Source organism: Arthrobacter sp. 05T410, from assembly GCF_056396505.1.
Window position 1 is genome coordinate 85,754 of sequence record NZ_JBFTLP010000004.1, and the last position, 23,653, is coordinate 109,406.

The window sequence follows — 23,653 nt, forward strand, 5'->3', positions numbered from 1 at the left end:
CAATGGTCAGCACGCCCACACGTACGACGGCGGCACGACCCGCCGCCGGCGGGGCCAGTAGAGGCGGGGCCACCAGCGGCACGCCCGCCGGCCGTCCGGCCCCTTCGGCGGCACGGCCAACGGCCGGCGGCCCCGCCGTCACCCCCGCGGCCCGGGTGCGTGCCTGGAGCCGCGGATTCTGGTCCGCGCTGGAAGGCACCGGCAAGTCGCGCAACGGATCCACGTACTACCTAATCCTTGGCTCCACCCTGGCGCTGACGGCGATCGGGATCATGATGGTCCTCTCGGCCTCCAGCGTGGAAGCCATCGCCGCGGGGGAGTCGCCGTACTCCGCCGCCCTCAAACAGGGCGGATTCGCCGCGATTGGCGTCTTCGCGATGCTTGTCCTCTCCCGAGTGAACGTCGTCTGGCTCAGGCGCTTCGCCTGGCCGCTCATGTTCCTGGCCATTGCGCTGCTGGGCCTGGTCCTCCTCGTGGGACGCAGCGCGCTGGGCAACCAGAACTGGATCGACGTCGGTCCGTTCACGTTCCAGCCCTCCGAAGCCGCCAAGCTTGCCCTCGCGCTCTGGATGGCCACCGTGCTCGACCGCAAGGCCAAGCTCCTCCACGAATGGCGCCACGCGCTCATTCCGGTCGTGCTCCCGGGCGCCATTGCGGTCCTGGGCCTCATCCTGGCCGGAAACGACCTCGGGACGGCCATGATCGTGATGATCATCGTGGCCGCCGCGCTGTTCTTCGCCGGCGTGCGGCTGTACCTTTTCGGCTTCGCCGGGGCGGTCCTGGCCCTTGGCGCGACGATCCTCGCCGTCACGAGCCCGAACCGGATGTGCCGCATCCTGTCATGGACGGGCCAGACCTGCGCCGACGGCTCGGACCTGAACTACCAGTCCACCAACGGCCTGTACGGGCTCGCGTCCGGCGGCTGGTTCGGCGTCGGACTGGGCCAGAGCCGGCAGAAGTACAGCTGGATCCCGGAAGCGCACAACGACTTCATTTTCGCGATCATCGGCGAGGAACTCGGACTGGTCGGCACGATCGTCGTCCTGGTCCTGTTCGCCATCCTCGGCACCGCCATCTACCGGGTGGTCGTCGCCCAGCACGATGTCTTCCACCGCGTCCTGGCCGGCACGATCATGGTCTGGCTGCTGGGCCAGGCCAGCGTCAACATGGCCGTGGTCACCGGGCTGGCACCGGTGATCGGTGTCCCACTGCCCTTCATTTCCTATGGCGGCTCGGCCCTGCTGATGTCGCTGTGCGCAATCGGCGTCGTCCTGTCCCTGGCCCGGGCCCAGATGGACCCCGGCATGCAGCCGAAAAAGATGCTCAGGTTCGGCCCGGCCGCCTTCGCCAATTCCGTCCGGAGGGCCCGCGCTGCCCGGGCTGCAAGGACTGCCGCCAGCCGGTCCGCCGCCAGCACGGCCTCCAGCCGGTCCGCCGCCCGCACGGCCGCCCGGCCCAAGGCCCCCGCGGGCAAGAGCCCCGCCACCAAGAACCCCACCAAGAACCCTGCCAAGAGCCCCGCCACCAAGAACCGTACGAAAGCGTAAACAGCCCTCCATGAACACCGAGTCGCCCTTGTCCGTGGTCCTTGCCGGCGGCGGAACCGCCGGCCATATCAGCCCGCTGCTGGCAATTGCCGGCGCCCTCCGGCAGTCCCGCCCCGGCGTGCAGCTCCTGGCTGTCGGGACCCCCGGGGGAATGGAAGCGCGGCTCGTCCCGGCGGCCGGCCTGGACCTTGCCACCATCAGCCGTGTCCCGCTCCCGCGCAGGCCTTCCGCGGATCTGCTCCGGCTGCCGGGCCGGATGGCCGGTGCGGTGAAGCAGGCGGGTTCCATCCTGGACGAGGCAGGCGCCGACGTCCTGGTGGGGGTCGGCGGGTACGTGTGCACACCGATGTACCTCGCTGCCCGGCGCCGGAAGATCCCGATCGTGGTCCACGAGGCCAACACCCGTCCCGGCCTGGCTAACCGCGTTGGCGCAGGCCTCGGCGCCCACGTGGCAGTGGCCTTCGCCGCGACCAAACTGGGCCGCGCCGCCCGGCACGTAGGCATGCCCATGCGCCCCGAAATTTCCGGCCTCGACCGCGCGGCCGCCCGGGCTGGTGCACGGCAGGCGCTCGGCCTGGACGCGGACCGGCCGACGCTCATCGTCACGGGCGGGTCCTCGGGCGCCCAGAGCATCAACCGGTCCCTCGCCGCGGCCGTCGGGGCCCTCGCCGACGCCGGCGTGCAGACCCTGCACATCACCGGTCGCGGCAAGTCCGTCCACGACGCCGACGGCAAACCGCTCGCCGCGCCAGGCTACCGGCAGGTGGAGTACGTCGACGGGATGGAAACCGTCTACGCCGCGGCGGACCTGCTGCTGGCCCGTGCCGGAGCCGCCACGGTCTGCGAGGTGGCCGCCGTGGGCGTGCCTGCCGTTTTCGTGCCCCTGCCCATCGGCAACGGCGAGCAGGCGTTGAACGCCGCGGGCCTGGTCGCCGCGGGCGGCGCATTGATAATCGATGACAAGGCCTTCTCCGCCGACTGGATCAGCGGGAACATCATTCCCCTGCTGCTGGACACGGACAGGCTGGCCCGGATGGCAGCCAGCTCCGAACAGCTCGGCATCCGCGACGCCGACCGGCGCATGGCCGATCTCATCCTCGGCGTCGCGTCTTCGAACGAGCGCAGCGGGAACCGGCAGCGTCCGAAACAGCAGCGTCCGAAACAGCAGGGCACGAACCAGCACGGCAGGAAGCAGTAGAGCAATGACCCAGCCCCAACACGGCACGCATGCCCTGGAATCCCTCGGCCGCGTCCACTTCATCGGCATCGGCGGCGTCGGCATGTCCGCCGTTGCCCGCATCATGGTGGCCCGCGGCATCCCGGTGAGCGGCTCCGACGCCAAGTCGCTGCCCGTCATGGCGGACCTCGCGGCCGCCGGGGCGCGGATCGCCGTCGGCTATGCTCCCGGCAACCTGGGAGACGCCCAGACGGTGGTCGCCGGCTCCGCGATCCGGCCCGACAACCCCGAGCTCGCAGCGGCCCGTGCCGCCGGACTCCCGGTGCTGCACCGCTCCGAGGCGCTGGCCGCCACGATGGCGGATGACACTGTGGTGGCAGTCGCCGGAACGCACGGCAAGTCCACCACGACCTCCATGATCACGGTGCTGCTGCAGGGCGCCGGACTGGACCCGTCCTTCGCGATCGGCGCCAACGTCCCGGCGCTCGGAGTCAATGCGGCACACGGCACGGCGGGCATCTTCGTCGCCGAGGCCGACGAATCGGACGGCTCCTTCCTGAACTACCGCCCCACGATCGCCGTGGTGACCAACGTCGAGCCGGACCACCTGGACTTCTACGGCACCGCCGAGGCCGTCTATGCCTCCTTCGACCGCTTCACGGCCCTGCTCCCGGCGGACGGCGTCCTGGTGGCGTGCGCTGACGACCCCGGGGCCAGGGCACTGGCCGAGCGCACCCTGGCCCGCGGCAACACCCGCGTGGTGCTTTACGGAACCGCCGACGACGCCGCCATCCGGCTGCACGACGCGGGACCCGGCCGGATGGGGATCTCGACGACGGCGGGCACGTTCGGCGTCGAACTCCAGGTTCCGGGCCGGCACAACGCACTCAACGCTGCCGCCGCCTTCGCCGTGGCGATCGAACTCGGCGTCGCGCCCGGCACCGCCGCGGCGGCACTGGCCCACTTCTCCGGCGCCTCGCGCCGTTTCGAGTTCAAGGGGGAGGGCCGCGGCGTCCGCGTCTACGACGACTATGCCCACCATCCCACGGAAGTCCGCGCCGCCCTGTCCGCGGCGCGTGCCGTTGCCGGGGAGCACAAGGTGCACGTGCTCTTCCAGCCGCACCTGTTTTCCCGGACCCGGGAATTTGCCCGCGAGTTCGCCGACGCGCTCAACACCGCGGACACGGCCCTGGTCCTGGACATCTATCCTGCCCGCGAGGATCCCATTCCAGGGGTCACCAGCGGGCTGATCGCCGAACACCTGGGCTCAGGCGGCGGCCTTGTCGGACCCGACGGGGAGGCTGTGCAGGCACTGCTGGCGGCCGCCGGGCCCGGGGACATCGTGCTGACCGCCGGCGCCGGTGACGTCACGGCCTACGGGCCGCTGATTGTCGAGGCCCTGACGGCCGAGGCCGCCGGTGCCTAGCACCAGGCGCCCCACCTACCGTGGCGGATCCGGCACCGGCTCCCGGCCGCCGTCCGCCGGGACGGGCACGGATGTCATTTCTGCGTCCAAGACCGCCGCCGACACCGCCGTCGGTCGGTCCCGCAATCCGCAGAACCTGCAGAACCAGCAGAGCACCCCGGACAACGGGCCCGGCAAGGTGCTGTCCTTCCCCGAGCCCAAGGGCAAGCGCCGCCGGCGGATCCTGCTGAGCACCATCGGGATCGTGGCCGTGCTGATGGCGGGCATCGTCGCGGCCGCCGTCTACTCGCCGGTGCTGGCCCTGCGCACGGTCACGGTGGAGGGTACAAAGATGCTGCACCCGGATCAGGTCCAGGCCGCCCTCGCGCCCCTTCAGGGCAAGCCGCTGCCGCAGATCAGCGAGGAGGAGGTCACAGCCCTGCTCAAGCCGCTGGTCCAGGTCAAGGACGTCACCGCGAAGGCGCTGCCGCCCGCCACCTTGCAGGTGCACGTAACCGAGCGCATCCCCGTGGCCCTGGTCAAGCAGGGCAAGACATTCCAGCTGGTGGACGTCGACGGTGTCCAGCTCAGCACCACCGCCGATGCAGCCTCGGTATCGCTGCCGGTGATCGACGGCGGCAGCGGAACGCTGCCGAAGGACCTGTTCCAGGCCATCACGGCGGTGCTGGGGGCCCTGCCGGCGGATGTGCTGGCGCGGCTCTCCAACGCCTCTGCCGCGTCTGCCGACGCCGTCGAACTCAAACTCGTCGACGGGCAGACAATCGTCTGGGGCAACGCGGGGGAGAAGGAGCTGAAGGCACGGGTCCTTTCTGCCCTCCTGAAGGTCCCGGCCGACCCCAAAAACCCGGTGAAGGTCTACGATGTCAGCGTGCCCCGGCACCCAGTCACGCGGTAGCCGGCAATCGGATCCGCCGCGTCACGGATGTCCAGCGGACGTCCAGCTGCCCGCGGGACTACTTACAGGGGCTATTTGCCCGGTAATCGCGCGACACGCGGCGCCGGTTATTGAATGTCCCCTGCATAGGAAATACCGTCACAGACATGAGTTACTTGACATAACTATAACCTTCAAGTCGAAGGTTAAGGTTCAAAGCTTCAAGCAGGACTCGATCAGTTTTCGCATTAGTACACGAACAAGGGACACGTAACGTGGCAGCTCCGCAGAATTACTTGGCCGTCATCAAGGTCGTCGGCATCGGCGGCGGTGGCGTGAACGCAGTCAACCGCATGATCGAGGTCGGTCTTCGCGGCGTCGAATTCATCGCCATCAACACCGATGCCCAGGCATTGTTGATGAGCGATGCCGACGTCAAGCTCGACGTCGGGCGTGAGCTGACCCGTGGACTCGGTGCTGGCGCGAACCCTGAAGTTGGCCGGCAGGCCGCGGAGGACCACGCCGATGAAATCGAAGAGGTCATCCGGGGCGCAGACATGGTCTTCGTCACCGCCGGCGAAGGCGGCGGAACCGGAACCGGCGGCGCCCCCGTCGTCGCCCGGATCGCACGGTCCCTTGGCGCCCTGACCATCGGCGTCGTGACGCGCCCCTTCACGTTTGAAGGCCGCCGCCGTGCCGGCTCCGCCGAGGCCGGCATCGACGCCCTGCGCGATGAAGTCGACACCCTGATCGTGATCCCGAACGACCGCCTGCTCTCCATCAGCGACCGCAACGTCTCCGTCCTGGACGCGTTCCGTTCCGCCGACCAGGTCCTGCTCTCCGGTGTCCAGGGCATCACGGACCTCATCACCACCCCCGGCCTGATCAACCTCGACTTCGCCGACGTCAAGTCCGTCATGCAGGGTGCCGGTTCCGCGCTGATGGGCATCGGTTCTGCCCGCGGCGAAGACCGCGCCGTGAAGGCCGCGGAGCTGGCCATCGCCTCCCCGCTGCTGGAAGCATCGATCGACGGCGCGCACGGCGTGCTGCTGTCCATCCAGGGCGGCTCGGACCTTGGCCTCTTCGAAATCAACGAGGCAGCCCGCCTGGTCCAGGAAGTCGCCCACCCGGAGGCCAACATCATCTTCGGCGCCGTGATCGACGACGCCCTCGGCGACGAGGCACGCGTCACCGTCATCGCCGCCGGCTTCGACGACGTCAAGGCCACCTCGCCGTCCATGGACCAGTCCCTGCCGGCCGCGCCGCAGCGTCCCGCGTCCCCCGCCCCCGCCCCGGCGCAGGCACCCGCCTCCGCCCCGGTTCAGCCGCTGCACGCCACCGTCGGCGCCTCCGGCTACGGCGGCTGGGGCCAGCAGCGTCCCTCTGCCGTACCGGCCGATTCGGGCTTCGACGTCGACCTTCCGGCCGTCGTGGAGCCGGACCTGTCCGGCCGGCACTCCGATGACCTGGATGTCCCGGACTTCCTGAAGTAAATAGTTCCGCTCCAGCATGGCACCGCCGTCCGGCGGTGCCATGCTGCTTTGCGGCGGGTTACGGTGGATTGTATGAACGCAGGTATTCCGGACATGTTGATGGCGGTGTTGTGATTGTTTTGCTGGCGGGCTGAAGTCCGGCCGGGCGTATGGGTGGCTTTCACCGACGCCGGAGCCGGGAACCTGGCACTGCATGTCGGTGATGACCCCGTGGCGGTGCGCCGCCGGCGCGCGGAGCTCGAAGCGGCCGCCGGGCTCGGCGGGCGCTCCTTCCGGTACATGAACCAGGTCCACGGCAGTGACGTCGCCACCATCGTTGGGTCCCCGGCCGCGGACTCCGCGGGTGAAGGTCCGGCCGCGCCCACGGCCGATGCCATGGTCTCCCTGACTGAGCCGCTGGCCGTCCTGGTGGCCGACTGCGTGCCGGTGGTGCTGGTCGGCGAGGATCCGGCCGGGGCGCCGGTGCTGGGCGTCGTCCACGCCGGACGGCCAGGCGTCGCCGCCGAGGTGGTGCCAGCCGCTGTGGCCCGCCTCCGGGAGCTCGGTGCGGACCGCATCAGCGCCTGGGTGGGCCCCTCGGTCTGCGGGCGCTGCTATGAAGTCCCCGGCAGCCTGCGCGCGGACGTTTCCGCGGCCGTGCCTGCCACCTGGTGCACCACCTCGACCGGCACCCCTGGTCTGGACCTGCCAGCCGGAGTGCGGAGCCAGCTGGAAGCTGCGGGCGTCGCGATCGAATACTCCGGGGGATGCACCCTCGAGGACGACACCCTCTTCTCCTACCGCCGCAACAGCCACACCGGCCGCTTCGCCGGGCTGGCGTGGACGGACGGCACCCACGGGACTGACGGCACTGACGGGACTGACGGGAAAAGGGAGTATGGCCATGACTGAACCGGCGCAGCGCCCGGACGCACACGCCGTCGAGCCCGTCACGGCGCCGGGGGAGAACCATGAGAACCGAACGGACGCGCTGGAAGGCCCCCGTCTGGCCCAGCTGGAGGCGAACCTCGCGGCCGTCCGCCGCCGGATCGACGCCGCCGTGGCCGCCGCGGGCCGGCAGGCGGCGCCGCCGCGCCTGATCGTCGTCACCAAGTTCCATCCTGCGCTGGACGTCCGGCGGCTGGCGTCGCTGGGGGTCACCGACGTCGGGGAGAACCGGGACCAGGAGGCCGCGGAAAAGGCGGCGCAGCTTCAGGACCTTGGCCTGAGCTGGCACTTCATCGGTCAACTCCAAAGCAAGAAGGCCAAATCCGTGGTGAAGTACGCCGCGTCCGTGCACTCCGTGGACCGGGAAGCCGTCGCCTCGGCCCTGGCCAAGGCGATGGCCGTCGAAGCCGACCGCACCGGCCGCCCGCCCCTGGACTGTTTCATCCAGGTCAGCCTGGCCGAGCAGGCCGGCGACGCAACAGCGGCCCACCGCGGCGGCGCGGCGCCCGGCGAAGTCACCGCGCTGGCCGAACAGGTCGCCGGTGCCGGCGGACTGAGGCTCGCCGGCGTCATGGCCGTTGCCCCGCTCGGGGCGGACCCGGCGGCTGCCTTCGAAAAGCTGGCGGGCATTTCCGGGCGCCTGGCCGAACAATTTCCCTACGCCACGGGAATATCCGCCGGCATGAGCCAGGACCTCGAAGAGGCCGTCCGCTTCGGGGCGACACACCTGCGCATTGGCTCCGATATTCTCGGTCCGCGTCCGGCCCTGCGGTAAGTTCGACATATTGGAAGGTAATGGCGGGGATTCCAAGGCTGTCTAGTCACTAAGCGGCCCGCTTACGGACAAGATTAGGAGTCGACCATGGCTGGCGCTCTGCGCAAGACAATGATCTATCTTGGGCTCGCCGACGGCGACGAACACTACGAGTCTGAGCACCCCACACCGCACAAGGATGAGGACGAATCCATGGAGCAGGACCGCGAGGAACGACGTGCTCCGGCGCCCGTCCGCGAGGTCCCCCGGGAAGAGCCCCACGCCGCTGAAGAGGAATATCGCGCACCTGTGACACCCATCAAGCGTGCGGCATCGAGCCGCGAAGAGACCACCGGACTCCGGCAAATCACGACCATCCATCCGCGGTCGTACAACGACGCCAAGCTCATCGGCGAAAGCTTCCGCGACGGCATCCCCGTCATCATGAACGTCACCGACATGGGCGAGGCTGACGCCAAGCGCCTCGTGGACTTCTCCGCCGGTCTTGTTTTCGGCCTGCGCGGCAGCATCGAACGGGTGACGAACAAGGTCTTCCTGCTCTCGCCGTCGTACGTCGAAGTCATTGGCGACGACAAGAAGGTCAGCGAGACGCAGGCAAGTTTCTTCAACCAGAGCTAGGCCCGAATATTCGGTACTGATGCCAGGCGGGGACACCTGCCTGGCATCCGTGCGGAATTATCCGTGTTGAAATAGAAGTGACACTTTCCTTAGGACACTTCGGTATCCGGAATGAACATGGAGATATGAGTTAGCTCATGGGAATTGTTTTGGGGCTCGTCTATATCGTTCTGTTGCTTTTTTTCGTGGCATTGATCATCCGTCTGGTCTACGACTGGGTGCAGATGTTTGCCCGAAGCTGGCGGCCGCGCGGTTTGGCACTAGTGACCGCCCATGCTGTGTATTCGGTCACGGACAAGCCCCTCAAACTGCTCCGCCGGCTCATCCCGCCGCTGCGGTTGGGCGGAATGTCGCTGGACATAGGCTTCCTGCTGCTGTTCGTGGCCGTGAGCGTGGCGATGTGGATCGTCAAGGGCCTGGTGTACGCCCAGCCGATCGCAGCATAGGCCGCAGCCGCAGCCGGGCAGCGACCTGCCCGGCCCAGGCCCAAACCGAAAGTAAACTCCGGTTTGACACTGCGGTGTTGAATTAGAGGAACCAGACCATATTTAGGTACCGTAGTTTGACGGCCGGAAGGCCTACTGACTAACTAGACCAACGAGGTGACCAGATGGCTTTGACGCCAGAAGACGTTGTCAACAAGCGCTTTCAGCCGACCAAGTTCCGCGAAGGCTACGACCAGGACGAGGTTGACGACTTCCTGGACGAGATCGTCGTCGAACTTCGGCGCCTGAACCAGGAGAACGACGAGCTGCGCAAGAAGCTCGCCGAATCCGGCGCCGGCACGCCTGCCAGCTCCGCAGCCGCCGCACCCGTGGTGGAAAAGGTCCCGGCACCCGTCAAGGCCGAGAAGGAAGACACCGCCAAGGCCGAGGCCGAGGCCAAGGCAAAGGCGGCCGCAGAAGCCGCTAAGAAGAAGGAAGCCGAGCAGGCCGCCAAGGCCGCCCAGGTTGTCGAGCCGGCGCGCAGCGCCGCCACCCCGGCGTCGGAGTCCGCCGCCGGCCTGCTCGCCATGGCGCAGCAGATGCACGACAAGCACGTCGCCGACGGCGAGCAGCAGCGGGACAAAATCATCGCTGAAGCTCAGATCGAGGCCAGCAGCCTCGTCAACGATGCGCAGGAAAAGTCCCGCAAGATCCTCGGTGCCCTCGAGCAGCAGCGCTCCGTCCTGGAACGCAAGGTCGAGCAGCTTCGCGGCTTCGAGCGCGACTACCGCTCACGCCTGAAGGCCTACATCGAAGGCCAGCTCCGCGACCTGGACGCCCGCGGCTCCGTCGCGGCCCCCGAGGTTGGCGAAGCCAGCTAGGGCAAAAAGCAAGTATTCTGAAAGCCGGTGGCTGAGGATTCCTCGGCCGCCGGCTTTTCCCTTTTCCCGCAACGTGCCGGCACCGGCCCAGGTGCCCGGCACTTGCCGGTACCTGAACCCGGTCCCCGCACTGGCTCCCGATCGAAAGCCCTATGACTGACGCACCATCACCAGACGCCATGCAGCCTGTCGAGGCGGCACAGCCCGTGCGCGCCCGGCCGCGGCGGGCAAAGCTGTTTGTCCTTTTCGCTGCCTTCGCGGTCTTCGCCTACGTGTTCGACCAGCTCACCAAGCTCTGGGTCACGACCACCATGACCGAGGGTGAGCGGATCCCCGTGCTTCCCCCGCTGCTGCACTGGTTCTACATCCGCAACTCGGGGGCAGCGTTCTCGATCGGCGAGAACGTCACCTGGGTGTTCACAATCATCATGGCGGCCGTGTCTGTCGCGATCCTGCTGCAGCTGCGCAAGCTCGGTTCGCTCTGGTGGGCCCTGGCGCTGGGACTGCTGCTCGGCGGCGCACTCGGGAACCTGACGGACCGGCTGTTCCGCGAGCCGTCCTTCGCGATGGGCCATGTGGTGGACTTCATCCAGCTGCCAAACTTCGCGATCTTCAACATCGCCGACTCCGCCGTCGTCTCCGCCGTCGTGATCATCTGCCTGCTCACGCTCCGCGGAATCTCCCTGGACGGCTCGCGCCATACGAAGGATACGGTGGCCAACGATGTCTGACACTGCCTCAGGAAACGCCGCTGATATGGCGGCCCATATGGCCGCCGAAGCCGGCACCGCACCCGCCGGGCACCACCGCTTCACCGTCACGGAGGACCTCGCCGGTTCCCGTGTGGACGCCGGACTGGCCCGGCTGATGGACATCTCCCGCTCGCAGGCCGCAGTCCTGATCGCCGAAGGCAACGTCACCAGCAACGCAGGGAAGGTCGGAAAGTCCCTCAAACTCACCCTGGGCACCGTGCTTGAGGTCGTGGTGCCGGACCGCAGGGACCCCCTGGAAATCGTGGAGGAAGTAGTGGACGATCTGTTGATCCTGCTGGACGATGACGAATTTGTGGTCATCGACAAACCGGTCGGTGTCGCCGCCCACCCTTCGCCCGGCTGGGTGGGACCCACGGTGGTGGGTGGCCTCGCCGGGCTCGGCTACCGGATTTCGACGTCGGGCGCCCCGGAGCGCGCCGGCATCGTCCATCGGCTCGATGTCGGCACTTCCGGTGTCATGGTGGTGGCCAAGACCGAAAATGCCTACACCGTGCTCAAGCGCGCATTCAAGGAGCGCACCGTGGACAAGGTCTACCACGCCGTCGTCCAGGGCCTTCCCGATCCGCTGGCGGGCACCATCGACGCGCCCATCGGCCGGCACCCGGGCCATGACTGGCGGTTTGCCGTGACCGAGGACGGCCGTGATTCGGTGACGCACTATGAGGTCCTGGAAGCTTTCGGGAAGGCCTCACTCGTGGAGGTGCACCTCGAAACGGGCCGCACCCACCAGATCCGCGTGCATTTCTCGGCCCTGCGCCACCCCTGCGCCGGTGACCTCACCTACGGCGCGGACCCGAGGCTGGCCGCCACCCTCGGCCTCACCCGGCAGTGGCTGCACGCCCGGGAACTGTCCTTCGACCACCCGCGGACAGGGGAGCGGGTTACCGTCGCCAGCGGGTACCCGCAGGACCTGCAGTACGCGCTGACGGTCCTGGAGTCCGGAAACGCCTGAGCCGCACGGCACGGGCGGTCTGAATCCACGGGGTTCTGCCGGGCCGCCCGTTGCCGCCGTTCGGTGCCCACCGCCGTGGCTGCACGCCGCCGTCGTGGCACGGCACTAGAATGGTGCGGTGACTTCCAGCAACGACTCGTTTGTCCATCTCCACAACCACACCGAGTACTCGATGCTGGACGGTGCCGCCCGGCTCGGTGAGCTGTTCGACGAAACCGAACGGCTCGGCATGCCGGCCCTCGCCACGACGGACCACGGCTACCTGTTCGGCGCCTTCGACTTCTGGAAGCGCGCAACAGACCAGGGCATCAGACCCATCATCGGCGTCGAAGCCTATGTGACTCCCGGGACCGCCCGCACGGACAAGACCCGTGTGCGCTGGGGCGAGGAGCACCAGCGCAAGGACGACATTTCCGGCGGCGGCTCGTACACGCACATGACCCTGCTCAGCTACAACAACGTGGGCATGCGGAACCTTTTCCGGGCCTCCTCGATCGCCTCGCTGGACTCGGTCTTCGGCAAATGGCCCCGGCTGGACCGTGAGCTGCTGAACACCTACTCGGAAGGGCTCATCGCCACCACCGGCTGCCCGTCCGGCGAGGTCCAGACCCGGCTGCGGCTCGGCCAGTACCGCGAAGCCCTGGAGGCCGCGGCGGAGTTCCGCGACATCTTCGGGGCGGAGAACTACTTCTGTGAGCTCATGGACCACGGCCTGGACATCGAGCGGCGCGTCACAGGTGACCTCCTGCGCCTGGCCAAGGACCTGAACCTGCCGCTGGTGGCCACCAACGACCTGCACTACACGCACGAGCATGACGCCAAGGCGCATGAGGCCCTGCTGGCCATCCAGTCCGGTTCCACCCTCCTGGAGCCGACCTACGACAACGGCGGCTCGCGCTTCGCCTTCTCCGGCAGTGGCTACTACCTGAAGTCACCGCAGGAAATGCGCGAACTGTTCCGCGACCACCCCGAGGCGTGCGACAACACGCTCCTGATCGCCGAACGCTGCGAAGTTTCCTTCAACACCGGCGCCAACTACATGCCCCGGTTCCCCTGCCCGGAGGGGGAGGACGAAACGTCGTGGCTGGTCAAGGAGGTCGACAAGGGACTCCGCTACCGCTATCCCCAGGGCATCCCGGACAAGGTCCGCAAGCAGGCCGACTATGAGCTCGAAGTCATCACCTCGATGGGCTTCCCGGGCTACTTCCTCGTCGTCGCCGACTTCATCAACTGGGCCAAGAACAACGGCATCCGGGTCGGTCCCGGGCGCGGCTCCGGCGCTGGCTCCATGGTGGCCTACGCGATGCGCATCACCGACCTGGACCCGCTGCACCACGGCCTGATCTTCGAGCGCTTCCTCAACCCGGACCGCGTCTCCATGCCTGACTTCGACGTCGACTTCGATGACCGGCGACGTTCCGAAGTGATCGACTACGTCACGCGCAAATACGGCGACGAGCGCGTGGCGATGATCGTCACCTACGGCACCATCAAGACCAAGCAGGCCCTCAAAGACTCCTCGCGCGTGCTGGGCTACCCGTTCAGCATGGGCGAGACGCTGACCAAGGCGCTCCCGCCGGCCGTGATGGCCAAGGACATCCCGCTGGCCGACATCCAGAACAAGGACTCCAAGCGCTACAGCGAGGCCGGCGACTTCCGCCAGCTCATCAGCACCGACCCGGAGGCCGCCAAGGTCTTCGAGACGGCGCTGGGCATCGAGGGCCTGAAGCGGCAATGGGGCGTGCACGCCGCCGGCGTCATCATGTCCTCGGACCCCATCATCGACGTGATCCCGATCATGCGCCGTTTCCAGGACGGCCAGGTCATCACCCAGTTCGACTACCCGACGTCCGAAGGCCTCGGCCTGATCAAGATGGACTTCCTCGGGCTGCGAAACCTGACGATCATTTCCGATGCCCTGGAAAACATCAAAATGAACCGCGGCATCGAGCTCGACCTCGAAACGCTCGAGTTGGATGACACGGCGTCCTACGAACTGCTTGCCCGCGGAGACACACTGGGCGTCTTCCAGCTCGACGGCGGTCCCATGCGGTCCTTGCTCAAGCTGATGAAGCCTGACAACTTCGAGGACATCTCCGCCGTGCTGGCCCTCTACCGGCCCGGACCCATGGGCGCCAACGCGCACACCGACTACGCGCTGCGCAAGAACAAGATCCAGGAAGTCATACCGATCCACCCGGAGCTCGAGGAACCGCTGTCCGAGATCCTCGGCGGGACCTACGGGCTGATCGTGTACCAGGAGCAGGTCATGGCCGTGGCGCAGAAGCTCGCCGGCTATACCCTGGGCCAGGCCGATATCCTGCGCCGCGCCATGGGCAAGAAGAAGAAATCCGAGCTGGACAAGCAGTTCGCCGGCTTCTCCCAGGGCATGCAGGACAACGGCTATTCCATGGCCGCGGTCAAGACCCTCTGGGACATCCTGCTGCCGTTCTCCGACTACGCCTTCAACAAGGCGCACTCGGCCGCCTACGGCGTGATCTCCTACTGGACCGCGTACCTGAAGGCGCACTACGCGCCGGAGTACATGGCGGCCCTGCTGACCTCAGTGGGCGACGACAAGGACAAGTCGGCGATCTACCTCAACGAATGCCGGCGCATGGGCATCACTGTCCTGCCGCCCGACGTCAACGAGTCAGCCCTCAACTTCACCCCGGTGGGCACCGACATCCGCTTCGGCATGGGCGCCATCCGCAACGTCGGCGTGAACGCCGTCGAAGCCATGGTGGCGGCGCGCGAAAAAGAAGGCGCCTACACCTCCTTCAAGGACTACCTCCTGAAGGTCCCGGCAGTGGTCTGCAACAAGCGCACCATCGAATCCCTGATCAAGGCCGGCGCCTTCGACTCGCTCGGCCACCCCCGGCGGGCCCTGGCCATGATCCATGAAGAAGCGATCGACTCCGTCATCACCCTCAAGCGCAACGAGGCGATCGGCCAGTTCGACCTCTTCGCCGGCTTTGAGGACCAGGAGCCCGAGGCGTCGCTCAGCACCGAGATCCCGGACCTGCCGGAATGGGAGAAGAAGGACAAACTGGCGTTCGAGCGCGACATGCTCGGCCTCTACGTCTCCGACCACCCGCTGCAAGGACTTGAAGGGCTCCTGAGCCAGCACGCCGACCGGTCGATCACCTCGATCATCGCCGAAGACGGCCCGCCGGACGGCTCGATCGTGACCATCGCCGGTATGATCACCTCGCTCAGCCGGCGGATCGCCAAGGCCAGCGGCAACGCCTACGCCCGGGCCGAAATCGAGGACCTCGCCGGTTCCATGGAGGTCATGTTCTTCGGCCAGGTCTACGGCCCCATCGCCTCGGTGCTCGCGGAGGACCTGATCGTGGTGGTCAAGGGCCGGCTGCAGCGGCGCGACGACGGCGCCGTCACCTTGAACTGCATGGAACTCTCCGTGCCGGACCTCAGCGACAGCCAGAACGGGCCCGTGGTGATCACCATGGCCACGCACAAGGCCACCGAGGCCGTGGTCACCGAGCTGGGCGACGTGCTGCGCACCCACCGCGGAAATTCGGAGGTCCGCCTGCACCTGCAGGGCGACACCCGGGTGGAGGTCATGGGCCTGCCGGTGCACCTGCGCGTCAACCCGAGCCCGTCACTGTTCGGCGATCTGAAGGTGCTGCTCGGCCCGACCTGTTTGGATAACTGACATGCAGGGGGTTGCTGGCGGCCAGGCAAGGCTGAGCGATCCAGGGCACCCTGAGTATCGCCGCCCCGCGAGGGTTCACGCACAGCATCCGAGGATCATGTTTTCGGGTTGAGCGTTCCCCGGGCGATGCTGTCGGCGGAGTGGGCCGGGTTCCCGTTGTATGGCTGGTTGGAGACGTCCACGATGGGGTACTGGGCCAGATCAATGCCGTCCGGGATGGTGAAGATGCCGGATTCATTGTCGAGGACACCCAGGCTGACCATTCTGGACAGGTCGGCAGAGCCGACCCACACTCCCCGGAATCCGGTGATGTGGTCGTTGGAGAGCCGGATGATCAGGTGCCGGGTTCCATCGGGGAGTTGCTCCACCCGGGCGTCTCCGCTCCCGGTATGTGCGGGCAGCGGAGTCAGGGACGTTTGGGCGACGACTGTCGAAGCGGGACCCGACTGGGTGGAGGTGGGTGTGGGAGTGCCGGTGTGTCCGAGAACTCCGGCAGCGGTCCATCCGGCGGCCGTGCCAAGAACGATTCCGGCCGCAGCCGCGATAACCCACAGACCGGGACGGCCATGCCTGTCTTTGGCGCGGGGCCGCAGTGGTATCGGTGCCGGCTTTGTGCCGCCGCCGTGGTTCGGGCGCGCCTCCGCCGCGGCAGGTTTCTCCGGTGCGGCTGGTTTCTCCGGGGCAGGGTGCCCGGAGCTGGGCTGGCTCAAGGGATCCGATGCGAGGGCCGGCGAGAGGCCGAGGGCCTGATGGATGGCGGCCCAGTTCTGGCTGCCGGGTTGCTCGAGTTCGATGCCTGCGGTGTCGAGGGTGGCAACGTGCACGGCATGTTGCAGGCCTCGGAGGGTTTCGCTGCACGTGGGGCAGCTGGCGAGGTGGTCGGCGTCGGCGTCCGTGCCCAGGGGCTCGCCAAGGGCCAGCAGACTAAGAAGTTCGGCGTCAAGGTGTTCCATGTTCCACCTCCAGGCGGGTGCGTAAGCGGGTGAGGCTGCGCCGGATGTGGCTTTTGACAGTACCGAGCGGCAAGTTGAGGCGCGACGAGATCTGGTCGTGAGTCAGGTCTTCATAGAACGCCAGCCGCATTATTGCTTGCTGTGGATCCCCTAAATGCTCCAGTTCTTCGTCCAACGTCAGGCGGTCGGCGACCTCTTCTACGTCCCCGGCGTCCGGGCGGGAAGCGGGGTCAACGACCAAGAGAGTGGCTGCTTGTTCGAGATGGCGCTGGCGGGAGCGAGCGGACAAGGCGTCGGAGATTGCATTGCGGGCGATCCCGATCAGCCATGCCGGCAGCCGCCCCGCCTCCGGGCGAAATGTGGTCCGTGATTTCCAGGCCCGAATGAAGACCTCCTGGGTGACGTCGTCGGCAGCGGCACGCTCTCCCAAGGATCTTAGCGCCAGCGTGTAGACGAGCGGACTGAACCGTCGGTACGCCTCCGCGAGGACGCGTTCGTCGCCGCCGGCAAATGCGTGGTCGAGACGGGAGTCCCAATCGTGCGATGCGGCAGCCTCCATCAGGTGCTCCTTTGAGCGGCAGTGGCCCCTGTTGCACCACATTATGCCGCTCGCGCGGGGACTCCGCCATGGTCCAACTGGGTCAGCCTTCCGGGCTGTCACTGTGTGCGTGCCGGTGGGGCCGCGGTTGATGCGACCCCACCGGGCGAGAAAACAGGATGCCTGCTGGAGCTCCGGTTGGCTTACTCGTGGTGGCCTTTGTGTCCGCGCGATGAGGAGTCCACTACCTGTACGGCGGCCCCAAGGTTGTTGTCGGCGAGGCTTCCCCAGGCATAGACGATGGTGTTTTTCCCCGCAGTGACCTTGATGTCGGCCGGGCCGATCAGCGGGGCAGTGGTTCCCTCGGCTGCGACCGAGGCCGGGACGGTTCCGGCCTTGAGAGTGAGGGTCTTTTGATGCCGGTTGGTGAGTCCCTCAATGACCGCGTTGCCACCGGCCAGGACATCGACGGCGGGGGCCGCAGCGACGTGCCGGACGGTCAGCTTGCCCTTTCCATCCGGGCTGGCGGAGGTGTCATTGGTGAAAAGGGTGGCCGTGGGCGTCCCGTCAGCGGCCAGATGTGCGACCGCTGTGTAGTCCCGACCTTCTTCGAGGTCCACTGTGACCGGGCCTATCACGGGGTGGTCGGCGCTGGTGGCGTCGGCGCCGGTGATGGCGACCTTGTGGTCTCCGTCGGGGACGTTCAACGGCCCGGCCAATGTGCCCGGTTTGAAGTTGTCCAGGGCGAGTTTGCCGTCGACCCAGACATCGACGGTAAGGCCCGGAACGCCGTGGAGGACGGACAGTTTTGCCGTCCCCTCGTCGCGGTGATGCCAGGTCCCGGCCTGGGCCGGGGCGGCCAGGGCCAGTGCTGCCAGCAGCGTCATTGCTCCGGTGGCTGCAGAGAGTGTCTTGCGCATTTCCAACTCCTCATCGGGGCCCACATGGGGGCGGTGGTTGTGCTTACACCCTTATTACCGGCCGAAGGCCGTCGCCGGATGCACCACCGGGGAAGTTTTAATGTGCCGTGTTAATTTTCCGTGGCCCGTAGAGGCGTCTGTCAGATCTCGTAGTCGAGCGGAACGGGCTGGCTGTAGGCCCCGGAGTGGTAGAGCAGGGGAACACCGTCGTCGCCGACCTGGCCCTCCACCACCTCGACCACCACGACCGCGTTGTTCTCGAAGGAGAGCCGCATCTGGACCTTGCCGATCAGCCAGCCGCTGACTCCCTTGAGCACGGGCACCTCGTGGGGTCCGAGCTCCCAGTGGTCGCCGTCGAACCGGTTGCCGGCCCGGGCGAAACGGTCGGCGAGCTCCTGGTTTTCCAGCCCGAGCATGTGCACGCCAATGTAGGTCGTGTTCGCCACGGCCGGCCACGAGCTGGAGGTCCTGGCCATGTTGAACGTAAAGCGCGGCGGCTTGGCGGACAGAGAGGCCACGGAGGTCGCCGTGAATCCGAACGGGACGCCGTTGTGGTTGGCCGTGATGATGGCCACGCCCGCCGCGTGCCGGCGGAACATTTCCCTGAATGTTCCCTCGAAAATACCTTCATCTGTGGCCACTGCGATCCAACTCCCTGCTGCACGTGCGTGTCGTACTTCTACTCTGCCAGCGTATTGCGCAGGGGAATCGAGTGCGGCATTTTCTTTACGTCTCCCGTCATGTGCTGCCGGCCGGCGTCATGCGCCGCGGGAATCCTTGTTACGGTTTGTTGCATGACACAGTCCGCAGTCGACGGCCCCGTCCACCACGCCGGGGAGCCCGCACAGCCCGAGCGGCGTCCCGAGGGGCAGCCCGGTTCCGGGGGGACATGGCGGAAGGCCGCGGTCATCGCGGCCGCCGGCATCCCGGTGGGGCTGCTTTGGTGGCTTCTGGCGCCGTCGGGCCTGAATCTCCTGACCGGAAACCCTGACCTCGCCGCCGGCACCAACACCGCCACCTGGCTGCCCCGGGACCTTGTGCTGGCGGGGCTGTGCCTGCTCGCAGGGTGCATTGCCGGGTCGTTCGTCGCCGGCAACAAGCACCAGCAGCCCGGCCCCGGCACTGTTGTCCTCGTGGTCCTCGCCGGCGCTGCCGGTGCGCTCATCGCGTGGGGAACCGGTGTGCTCAGCGCCCAATGGTGGGGAGCGCCGGCAGATACTTCGGCCAGCGCCAGCGTCGCTTTCTCCCTGCGCTCCTATGCGGTCCTCGCCATCTGGCCGGCAGCGATCGCCCTGGCCATCTTCCTGAACAGCCTCTTCCCGGGCAACGGCGGCAAACCCCGCCGCGGCGGGGCACGTAAAATGATCGGGTGAGCCTAACTCCTGACAGCCCCGTGACCCCGATGACCGCCGCCCTTAACTTCCGCACGGTGGACGTGCGCGGTGCGCACCTGTCTCTCGCCGGACTCCGCGCAGCCGTGCCCCGGGCACAGTCCGGGACGATGGCCGACGCCGAGGGCAAGGTCCTGGATATCATCTCCGCCGTCCGCGCGCGGGGTTTCGGCGCACTGCGGGAGCTGGCACTGGCTTTCGACGGCGTCGAGCAGACGCATCCCCGCGTCCCGGCCGAGGCGCTGCGTGCAGCCCTCGAGAACCTGGATCCCGCCGTCCGCGCGGCCCTGGAGGAGTCCATCAAGCGGGCCCGCGCCTTCGCCGACGCCCAGCGCCCGGCGAACATCGACGTCGAACTCGGCGAGGGTGCCGTCGTCAGCCAGAACTGGGTGCCGGTGGCGCGCGTGGGGCTCTATGTCCCCGGCGGCCTGGCGGTCTACCCGTCCTCGGTGATCATGAACGTGGTCCCGGCCCTGGCCGCCGGCGTCGAATCGATTGCCCTGGCCTCGCCGCCGCAAAAGAACTTCGGCGGCCTCCCGCACCCCACGATCCTGGCTGCGGCCTGCCTGCTGGGCATCGAGGAGGTCTACGCGATCGGCGGGGCGCAGGCCATTGCGGCCTTCGCCTACGGCATCCCGGCCGACGCGTCCGACGGCGGCCACCTCCCCGGGATCGACCCCGTGGATGTCGTCACCGGTCCGGGCAATATCTTCGTGGCCACCGCCAAGCGCCTGGTTAAAGGGGTTGTCGGGATCGATTCCGAGGCCGGCACCACGGAGATCGCGATCCTCGCGGACGCCACCGCCAGTCCTGCCCTCGTGGCCGCGGACCTCATCAGCCAGGCCGAGCACGACCCCAAGGCTGCATCGGTGCTGTTCACCGACTCCGAAGCCCTCGCCGCAGAGGTCCGCGTGGAGCTTGAGCGGCAGGCCGCTGCCACCAAGCACTCCAGCCGCGTCCGCGAGGCGCTCTCGGGCCCGCAGTCCGGGGTGGTGCTGGTCGAGGACCTGGAGCAGGGCATTGCCGCCTGCGACGCGTACGCCGCGGAACACCTTGAGATCATGACCGCCGACGCCGCCCGGGTGGCCGGCCGGATCCGCAGCGCCGGTGCGATCTTCGTGGGGGACTACAGCCCCGTGAGCCTGGGGGACTATTGCGCCGGCTCCAACCACGTGCTGCCCACCAGCGGCACCGCGGCCTTCTCCTCCGGACTGAATGTGACCACGTTCCTGCGCGCCATCCAGGTCATCAACTACAGCCGGGCCGCGTTGGAGCAGGTCAGCGGCCATATCGTCAGCCTCTCCGGCGCGGAGGACCTGCCGGCGCATGGCGAGGCCGTCACGGTGCGGTTCGCCGCCCGGTAGTTCAGGACCCAGACCACTACATGTAGTAATTACAGGCTTGTTATTCAGCTACATCTAGTCGTAAACTGAGGTCACAGCGGATTGCGACAGGGGAGGAACCGACATGTATTGCCCGTTCTGCCGGAACCCTGATTCGCGCGTCGTGGACAGTCGGATCGCCGACGACGGCTCCGCCATCCGGCGCCGCCGGCAGTGCCCCGAATGCGGCCGCCGGTTCACCACCGTGGAAACCACGAGCCTGACCGTCATCAAGCGCTCCGGGGTCGGCGAGCCGTTCAGCCGCAGCAAGGTCATCAACGGCGTGCGCAAGGCCTGCCAGGGCCGCCCGGTCACCGAAGACGATCTCGCCTTGCTGGCGCAGGAAGTCGAGGAGGCGATCCGGGGCTCCGGCGCCGCCGAAATCGAGGCCCACGAAGTCGGGCTGGCGATCCTGGAGCCGCTGCAGCGTCTCGACGAGGTCGCCTACCTGCGGTTCGCCAGCGTCTACCAGGCCTTCGAATCGCTCGAGGACTTCGAATCGGCGATTTCCCTGCTTCGCCATGAGGCAGAGACCAAGGGCCGGGACGGCAAGAGCCCGGACAAGCGGCCGCTGCAGGCGCCGTCGTAAATGTCCTGATTGTCCTGGCGACGGCGTCCCAGGATCCACCACAGACTCCGGTGGTGGCAGCGGAGGGGAAGCCGCAGCCACCACCGGCTCCACCTCACCGCTCCACAAAGAAATTGAGCTATCACTCCGGGTCGTTCCCAGCGGTCAGAACGACCCGGAGTGATAGCTCAATTGGTTTTAATCCCGCGATGGGCCGTTATTTTGCCAGCTTGTGCTTGAGGGCAATCTCGATGGCCGCGCCCACGATCCCGGCGTCGTTCTTCAGCTCGGCCGGGACGATCGGCGTGCGCAGCTTCATGTGCGGCAGGTACTCGTCCGCACGCTTGGAGATGCCGCCGCCCACAATGAAGAGCTCGGGGGAAAACAGGAATTCCACGTGGGAGAAGTAGCGCTGCAGCAGGACGCTGTACTGTTCCCAGCTGAGGCCCTCGCGCTCACGGGCCACGGCCGAGGCCTTGGTCTCGGCGTCGAAGCCGTCAATCTCCAGGTGACCGAGTTCGGCGTTGGGAACCAGCTTGCCGTCGAAGATGAACGCCGAGCCGATGCCGGTGCCAAGGGTGATCACCAGCACCGTGCCGGCGACTCCCTCGCCGGCACCGAAGCGGGCCTCGGCGAGTCCCGCGGCGTCGGCGTCGTTGATGACCTCCACCGGGCGGCCGAGACGCGCCGTGAGCATGGCGTCGATGTCGGCTTCCAGCCACGACTTGTCCACATTCGCGGCCGAATGGACCACGCCGTGCTGGATGATGCCGGGGAAGGTCACGCCCACGGGGCTGCTGGCGTCGGGGGCATCGGAGCGGGCCGAGAGCTCCGCGACAACCTGCGCGACGACTTCGGCCACCGACTCAGGAGTGGAGGGCTGCGGCGTCGGGAAGCGCACGCGGTCACCGATCAGCTTCCCCTTCTTCAGGTCCACGATCCCGCCCTTGATTCCGGTCCCACCGATGTCAATGCCGATCAGGGGGGCGTTTTTCTTCGACTTTTCGTCCTTCTTGGCCAATGTCGTTCCGTTCGTGGCAGGGGCGGGCTGTAGTGACCGGGCAGGGCCGGTGGTGAGAGAGCGGGGTGGTTACGGGAACTAGCGTGTGGAGCAGGCGGTCAGGGCAGCGTGAGGACCTCGGCACCGGACTCCGTCACGAGCAGGGTGTGCTCGAACTGGGCGGTGCGCTTGCGGTCGCGGGTCACGACGGTCCAGTCATCGGCCCACATGTCCCAGTCAACGGTGCCCAGGGTCAGCATCGGCTCGATCGTGAACACCATACCGGTTTCCATGGTGGTGTTGTATGCCGGGGCCGCGTCATAGTGCGGAATGATCAGCCCGGTGTGGAAGGCTTCGCCAACTCCGTGCCCGGTAAAGTCGCGGACCACGCCGTAGCCGAAGCGCTTTGCGTAGGACTCGATGGTCCGGCCGATCACGTTGATTTCGCGTCCGGGAGCCACGGCCCGGACGGCGCGGGTCAGCGATTCCCGGGTGCGCTCGACGAGGAGGCGGGATTCCTCGTCGACGTCGCCGACCAGGAAGGTGTAGTTGGTGTCGCCATGGACGCCGCCGATGAAGGCCGTGATGTCGATGTTGAGGATGTCGCCGTCCCGGACCACCGTGCTGTCCGGGATCCCGTGGCAGATGACCTCGTTGAGGGACGAACACAGGGACTTCGGAAAGCCCCGGTATCCGAGGGTGGAGGGGTACGCGTTGTGGTCCAGCAGGAACTCATGGCCCACCCGGTCCAGCTGGTCGGTGGTGACGCCGGGTTCGATGTGCCTGCCGACCTCCACGATGGCCTGGGCGGCGATCTTGGAGGCGATCCGGATCTTCTCGATGGTCTCCGCCGACTTGACCTCGGACCCTGTGAACTTCGCAGGAGCCGGCTTGCCCACATATTCCGGACGCGGGATGGACGGCGGCACGGGAAGCTGCGGGCTCACTGTCCCCGGGACCAGCGTGCCGATGGGTGCAGTTGAGGCTAGAGAAGGCATAGATTGATCATATAAGTAGCCGGGCTCGCCCCGGAAAATACAGCCCGGAAAATACACCCGGAAAAGACACCCCGGAAAAGACACCCGGACACGCTCCGGGCCATGAAGGAGCCCCGATGCCCGAATACTGGTACAACGTCAACACCCACGAGATCGAGGAAGACGCGATGTCCGACTGGAGCCAGCTGATCGGACCGTACAAGACCCGTGAGGAAGCCGAACACGCCCTGGAAAAGGTCAAGGCGCGCAATGAGGCTTGGGACAAGGGCGAGGACGACTAGCCCGTACGGACCTGCTGCGCCCGCGGGAACGTCCCCCGGCGATCGCGGACCGGACACCGCGCAGGCTGACTGATTTTT

At 67.2% G+C, this 23,653-nt stretch carries 23 protein-coding genes; 17 read left to right on the forward strand and 6 right to left on the reverse strand.

All coding sequences use genetic code 11. The features are described 5' to 3' along the window. Window positions 1-2 precede the first annotated feature (2 nt). From ftsW to dnaE, 13 genes are all read left to right on the forward strand, one after another. Window positions 3-1,547: a putative lipid II flippase FtsW gene (gene ftsW, locus AC1DFR_RS07270; RefSeq protein WP_476873063.1), complete on the forward strand. Its 1,545-nt coding sequence runs from the start codon at window positions 3-5 to the stop codon at window positions 1,545-1,547. 10 nt (window positions 1,548-1,557) lie between these two features. Continuing rightward, window positions 1,558-2,745 carry a UDP-N-acetylglucosamine--N-acetylmuramyl-(pentapeptide) pyrophosphoryl-undecaprenol N-acetylglucosamine transferase gene (locus tag AC1DFR_RS07275; protein WP_476857731.1) on the forward strand — a complete coding sequence of 396 codons (1,188 nt, stop codon included), beginning with the start codon at window positions 1,558-1,560 and terminating at the stop codon, window positions 2,743-2,745. 4 nt (window positions 2,746-2,749) lie between these two features. Then, window positions 2,750-4,150, forward strand: a complete 1,401-nt coding sequence (murC, locus tag AC1DFR_RS07280; protein WP_476873064.1) for a UDP-N-acetylmuramate--L-alanine ligase — start codon at window positions 2,750-2,752, stop codon at window positions 4,148-4,150. Next, on the forward strand, window positions 4,143-5,045 hold the full coding sequence (locus AC1DFR_RS07285) for a cell division protein FtsQ/DivIB (protein WP_476873065.1): 903 nt from the start codon (window positions 4,143-4,145) through the stop codon (window positions 5,043-5,045). Before murC ends, AC1DFR_RS07285 begins: the two co-directional genes overlap by 8 nt. A gap of 254 nt (window positions 5,046-5,299) precedes the next feature. Continuing rightward, the gene (gene ftsZ / locus AC1DFR_RS07290) at window positions 5,300-6,517 is read left to right on the forward strand and encodes a cell division protein FtsZ (protein ID WP_476857734.1); all 1,218 of its coding nucleotides are present in this window, start codon (window positions 5,300-5,302) and stop codon (window positions 6,515-6,517) included. A gap of 114 nt (window positions 6,518-6,631) precedes the next feature. Further along, complete coding sequence (locus AC1DFR_RS07295; protein ID WP_230008812.1) at window positions 6,632-7,408, forward strand: purine nucleoside phosphorylase YfiH/LACC1 family protein; 777 nt, start codon at window positions 6,632-6,634, stop codon at window positions 7,406-7,408. Further along, window positions 7,401-8,219, forward strand: a complete 819-nt coding sequence (locus AC1DFR_RS07300; protein WP_476873066.1) for a YggS family pyridoxal phosphate-dependent enzyme — start codon at window positions 7,401-7,403, stop codon at window positions 8,217-8,219. Before AC1DFR_RS07295 ends, AC1DFR_RS07300 begins: the two co-directional genes overlap by 8 nt. Window positions 8,220-8,306: 87 nt before the next feature. After that, the gene (locus AC1DFR_RS07305; RefSeq protein WP_230008814.1) at window positions 8,307-8,837 is read left to right on the forward strand and encodes a cell division protein SepF; all 531 of its coding nucleotides are present in this window, start codon (window positions 8,307-8,309) and stop codon (window positions 8,835-8,837) included. A gap of 137 nt (window positions 8,838-8,974) precedes the next feature. Beyond that, window positions 8,975-9,283, forward strand: a complete 309-nt coding sequence (locus AC1DFR_RS07310; RefSeq protein WP_230008815.1) for a YggT family protein — start codon at window positions 8,975-8,977, stop codon at window positions 9,281-9,283. Between the two features lie 164 nt (window positions 9,284-9,447). Further along, window positions 9,448-10,143, forward strand: a complete 696-nt coding sequence (locus AC1DFR_RS07315; protein ID WP_028275874.1) for a DivIVA domain-containing protein — start codon at window positions 9,448-9,450, stop codon at window positions 10,141-10,143. Window positions 10,144-10,295: 152 nt separating this feature from the next. Continuing rightward, window positions 10,296-10,874, forward strand: a complete 579-nt coding sequence (lspA, locus tag AC1DFR_RS07320; protein WP_223916639.1) for a signal peptidase II — start codon at window positions 10,296-10,298, stop codon at window positions 10,872-10,874. Between the two features lie 25 nt (window positions 10,875-10,899). Then, on the forward strand, window positions 10,900-11,868 hold the full coding sequence (locus AC1DFR_RS07325) for an RluA family pseudouridine synthase (RefSeq protein WP_476873130.1): 969 nt from the start codon (window positions 10,900-10,902) through the stop codon (window positions 11,866-11,868). Window positions 11,869-11,986: 118 nt separating this feature from the next. After that, entirely contained in the window at window positions 11,987-15,544 is a 3,558-nt protein-coding gene (dnaE, locus tag AC1DFR_RS07330; RefSeq protein ID WP_476850425.1) for a DNA polymerase III subunit alpha, read from the forward strand. A gap of 95 nt (window positions 15,545-15,639) precedes the next feature. Here the strand turns inward: dnaE and AC1DFR_RS07335 are convergent, their stop codons facing one another. The 4 genes from AC1DFR_RS07335 to AC1DFR_RS07350 form a co-directional block, all read right to left on the reverse strand. Further along, window positions 15,640-16,497 carry an anti-sigma factor gene (locus tag AC1DFR_RS07335; protein WP_476873067.1) on the reverse strand — a complete coding sequence of 286 codons (858 nt, stop codon included), beginning with the start codon at window positions 16,495-16,497 and terminating at the stop codon, window positions 15,640-15,642. After that, complete coding sequence (locus tag AC1DFR_RS07340) at window positions 16,484-17,056, reverse strand: RNA polymerase sigma factor (protein WP_476873068.1); 573 nt, start codon at window positions 17,054-17,056, stop codon at window positions 16,484-16,486. The genes AC1DFR_RS07335 and AC1DFR_RS07340 overlap by 14 nt, the downstream gene beginning before the upstream one ends. Before the next feature lie 182 nt (window positions 17,057-17,238). Then, window positions 17,239-17,955, reverse strand: coding sequence for a DUF4397 domain-containing protein (locus tag AC1DFR_RS07345; protein ID WP_230008335.1), 717 nt, complete (start codon window positions 17,953-17,955; stop codon window positions 17,239-17,241). A gap of 140 nt (window positions 17,956-18,095) precedes the next feature. Beyond that, window positions 18,096-18,554, reverse strand: coding sequence for a flavin reductase family protein (locus AC1DFR_RS07350; RefSeq protein WP_018772361.1), 459 nt, complete (start codon window positions 18,552-18,554; stop codon window positions 18,096-18,098). Window positions 18,555-18,749: 195 nt separating this feature from the next. Between AC1DFR_RS07350 and AC1DFR_RS07355 the strand changes: the two genes are divergently transcribed. From AC1DFR_RS07355 to nrdR, 3 genes are all read left to right on the forward strand, one after another. Beyond that, window positions 18,750-19,328, forward strand: a complete 579-nt coding sequence (locus AC1DFR_RS07355) for a hypothetical protein (RefSeq protein ID WP_230008336.1) — start codon at window positions 18,750-18,752, stop codon at window positions 19,326-19,328. A gap of 29 nt (window positions 19,329-19,357) precedes the next feature. Further along, entirely contained in the window at window positions 19,358-20,710 is a 1,353-nt protein-coding gene (gene hisD / locus AC1DFR_RS07360; RefSeq protein WP_374208246.1) for a histidinol dehydrogenase, read from the forward strand. Window positions 20,711-20,813: 103 nt separating this feature from the next. Further along, complete coding sequence (gene nrdR, locus AC1DFR_RS07365) at window positions 20,814-21,317, forward strand: transcriptional regulator NrdR (protein ID WP_028275865.1); 504 nt, start codon at window positions 20,814-20,816, stop codon at window positions 21,315-21,317. 196 nt (window positions 21,318-21,513) lie between these two features. Here the strand turns inward: nrdR and ppgK are convergent, their stop codons facing one another. Together ppgK and map are read right to left on the reverse strand one after the other, a co-directional pair. Beyond that, a complete protein-coding gene (gene ppgK / locus AC1DFR_RS07370; protein WP_223916650.1) occupies window positions 21,514-22,317 on the reverse strand; it encodes a polyphosphate--glucose phosphotransferase in 804 nt (267 codons plus the stop codon). 98 nt (window positions 22,318-22,415) lie between these two features. Beyond that, entirely contained in the window at window positions 22,416-23,294 is an 879-nt protein-coding gene (gene map / locus AC1DFR_RS07375; RefSeq protein WP_476873069.1) for a type I methionyl aminopeptidase, read from the reverse strand. Window positions 23,295-23,410: 116 nt separating this feature from the next. On the opposite strand from map, the gene AC1DFR_RS07380 reads away from it, so the two are divergent. Then, window positions 23,411-23,575 carry an SPOR domain-containing protein gene (locus AC1DFR_RS07380; RefSeq protein ID WP_116767494.1) on the forward strand — a complete coding sequence of 55 codons (165 nt, stop codon included), beginning with the start codon at window positions 23,411-23,413 and terminating at the stop codon, window positions 23,573-23,575. The last annotated feature ends 78 nt before the right edge of the window (window positions 23,576-23,653 follow it).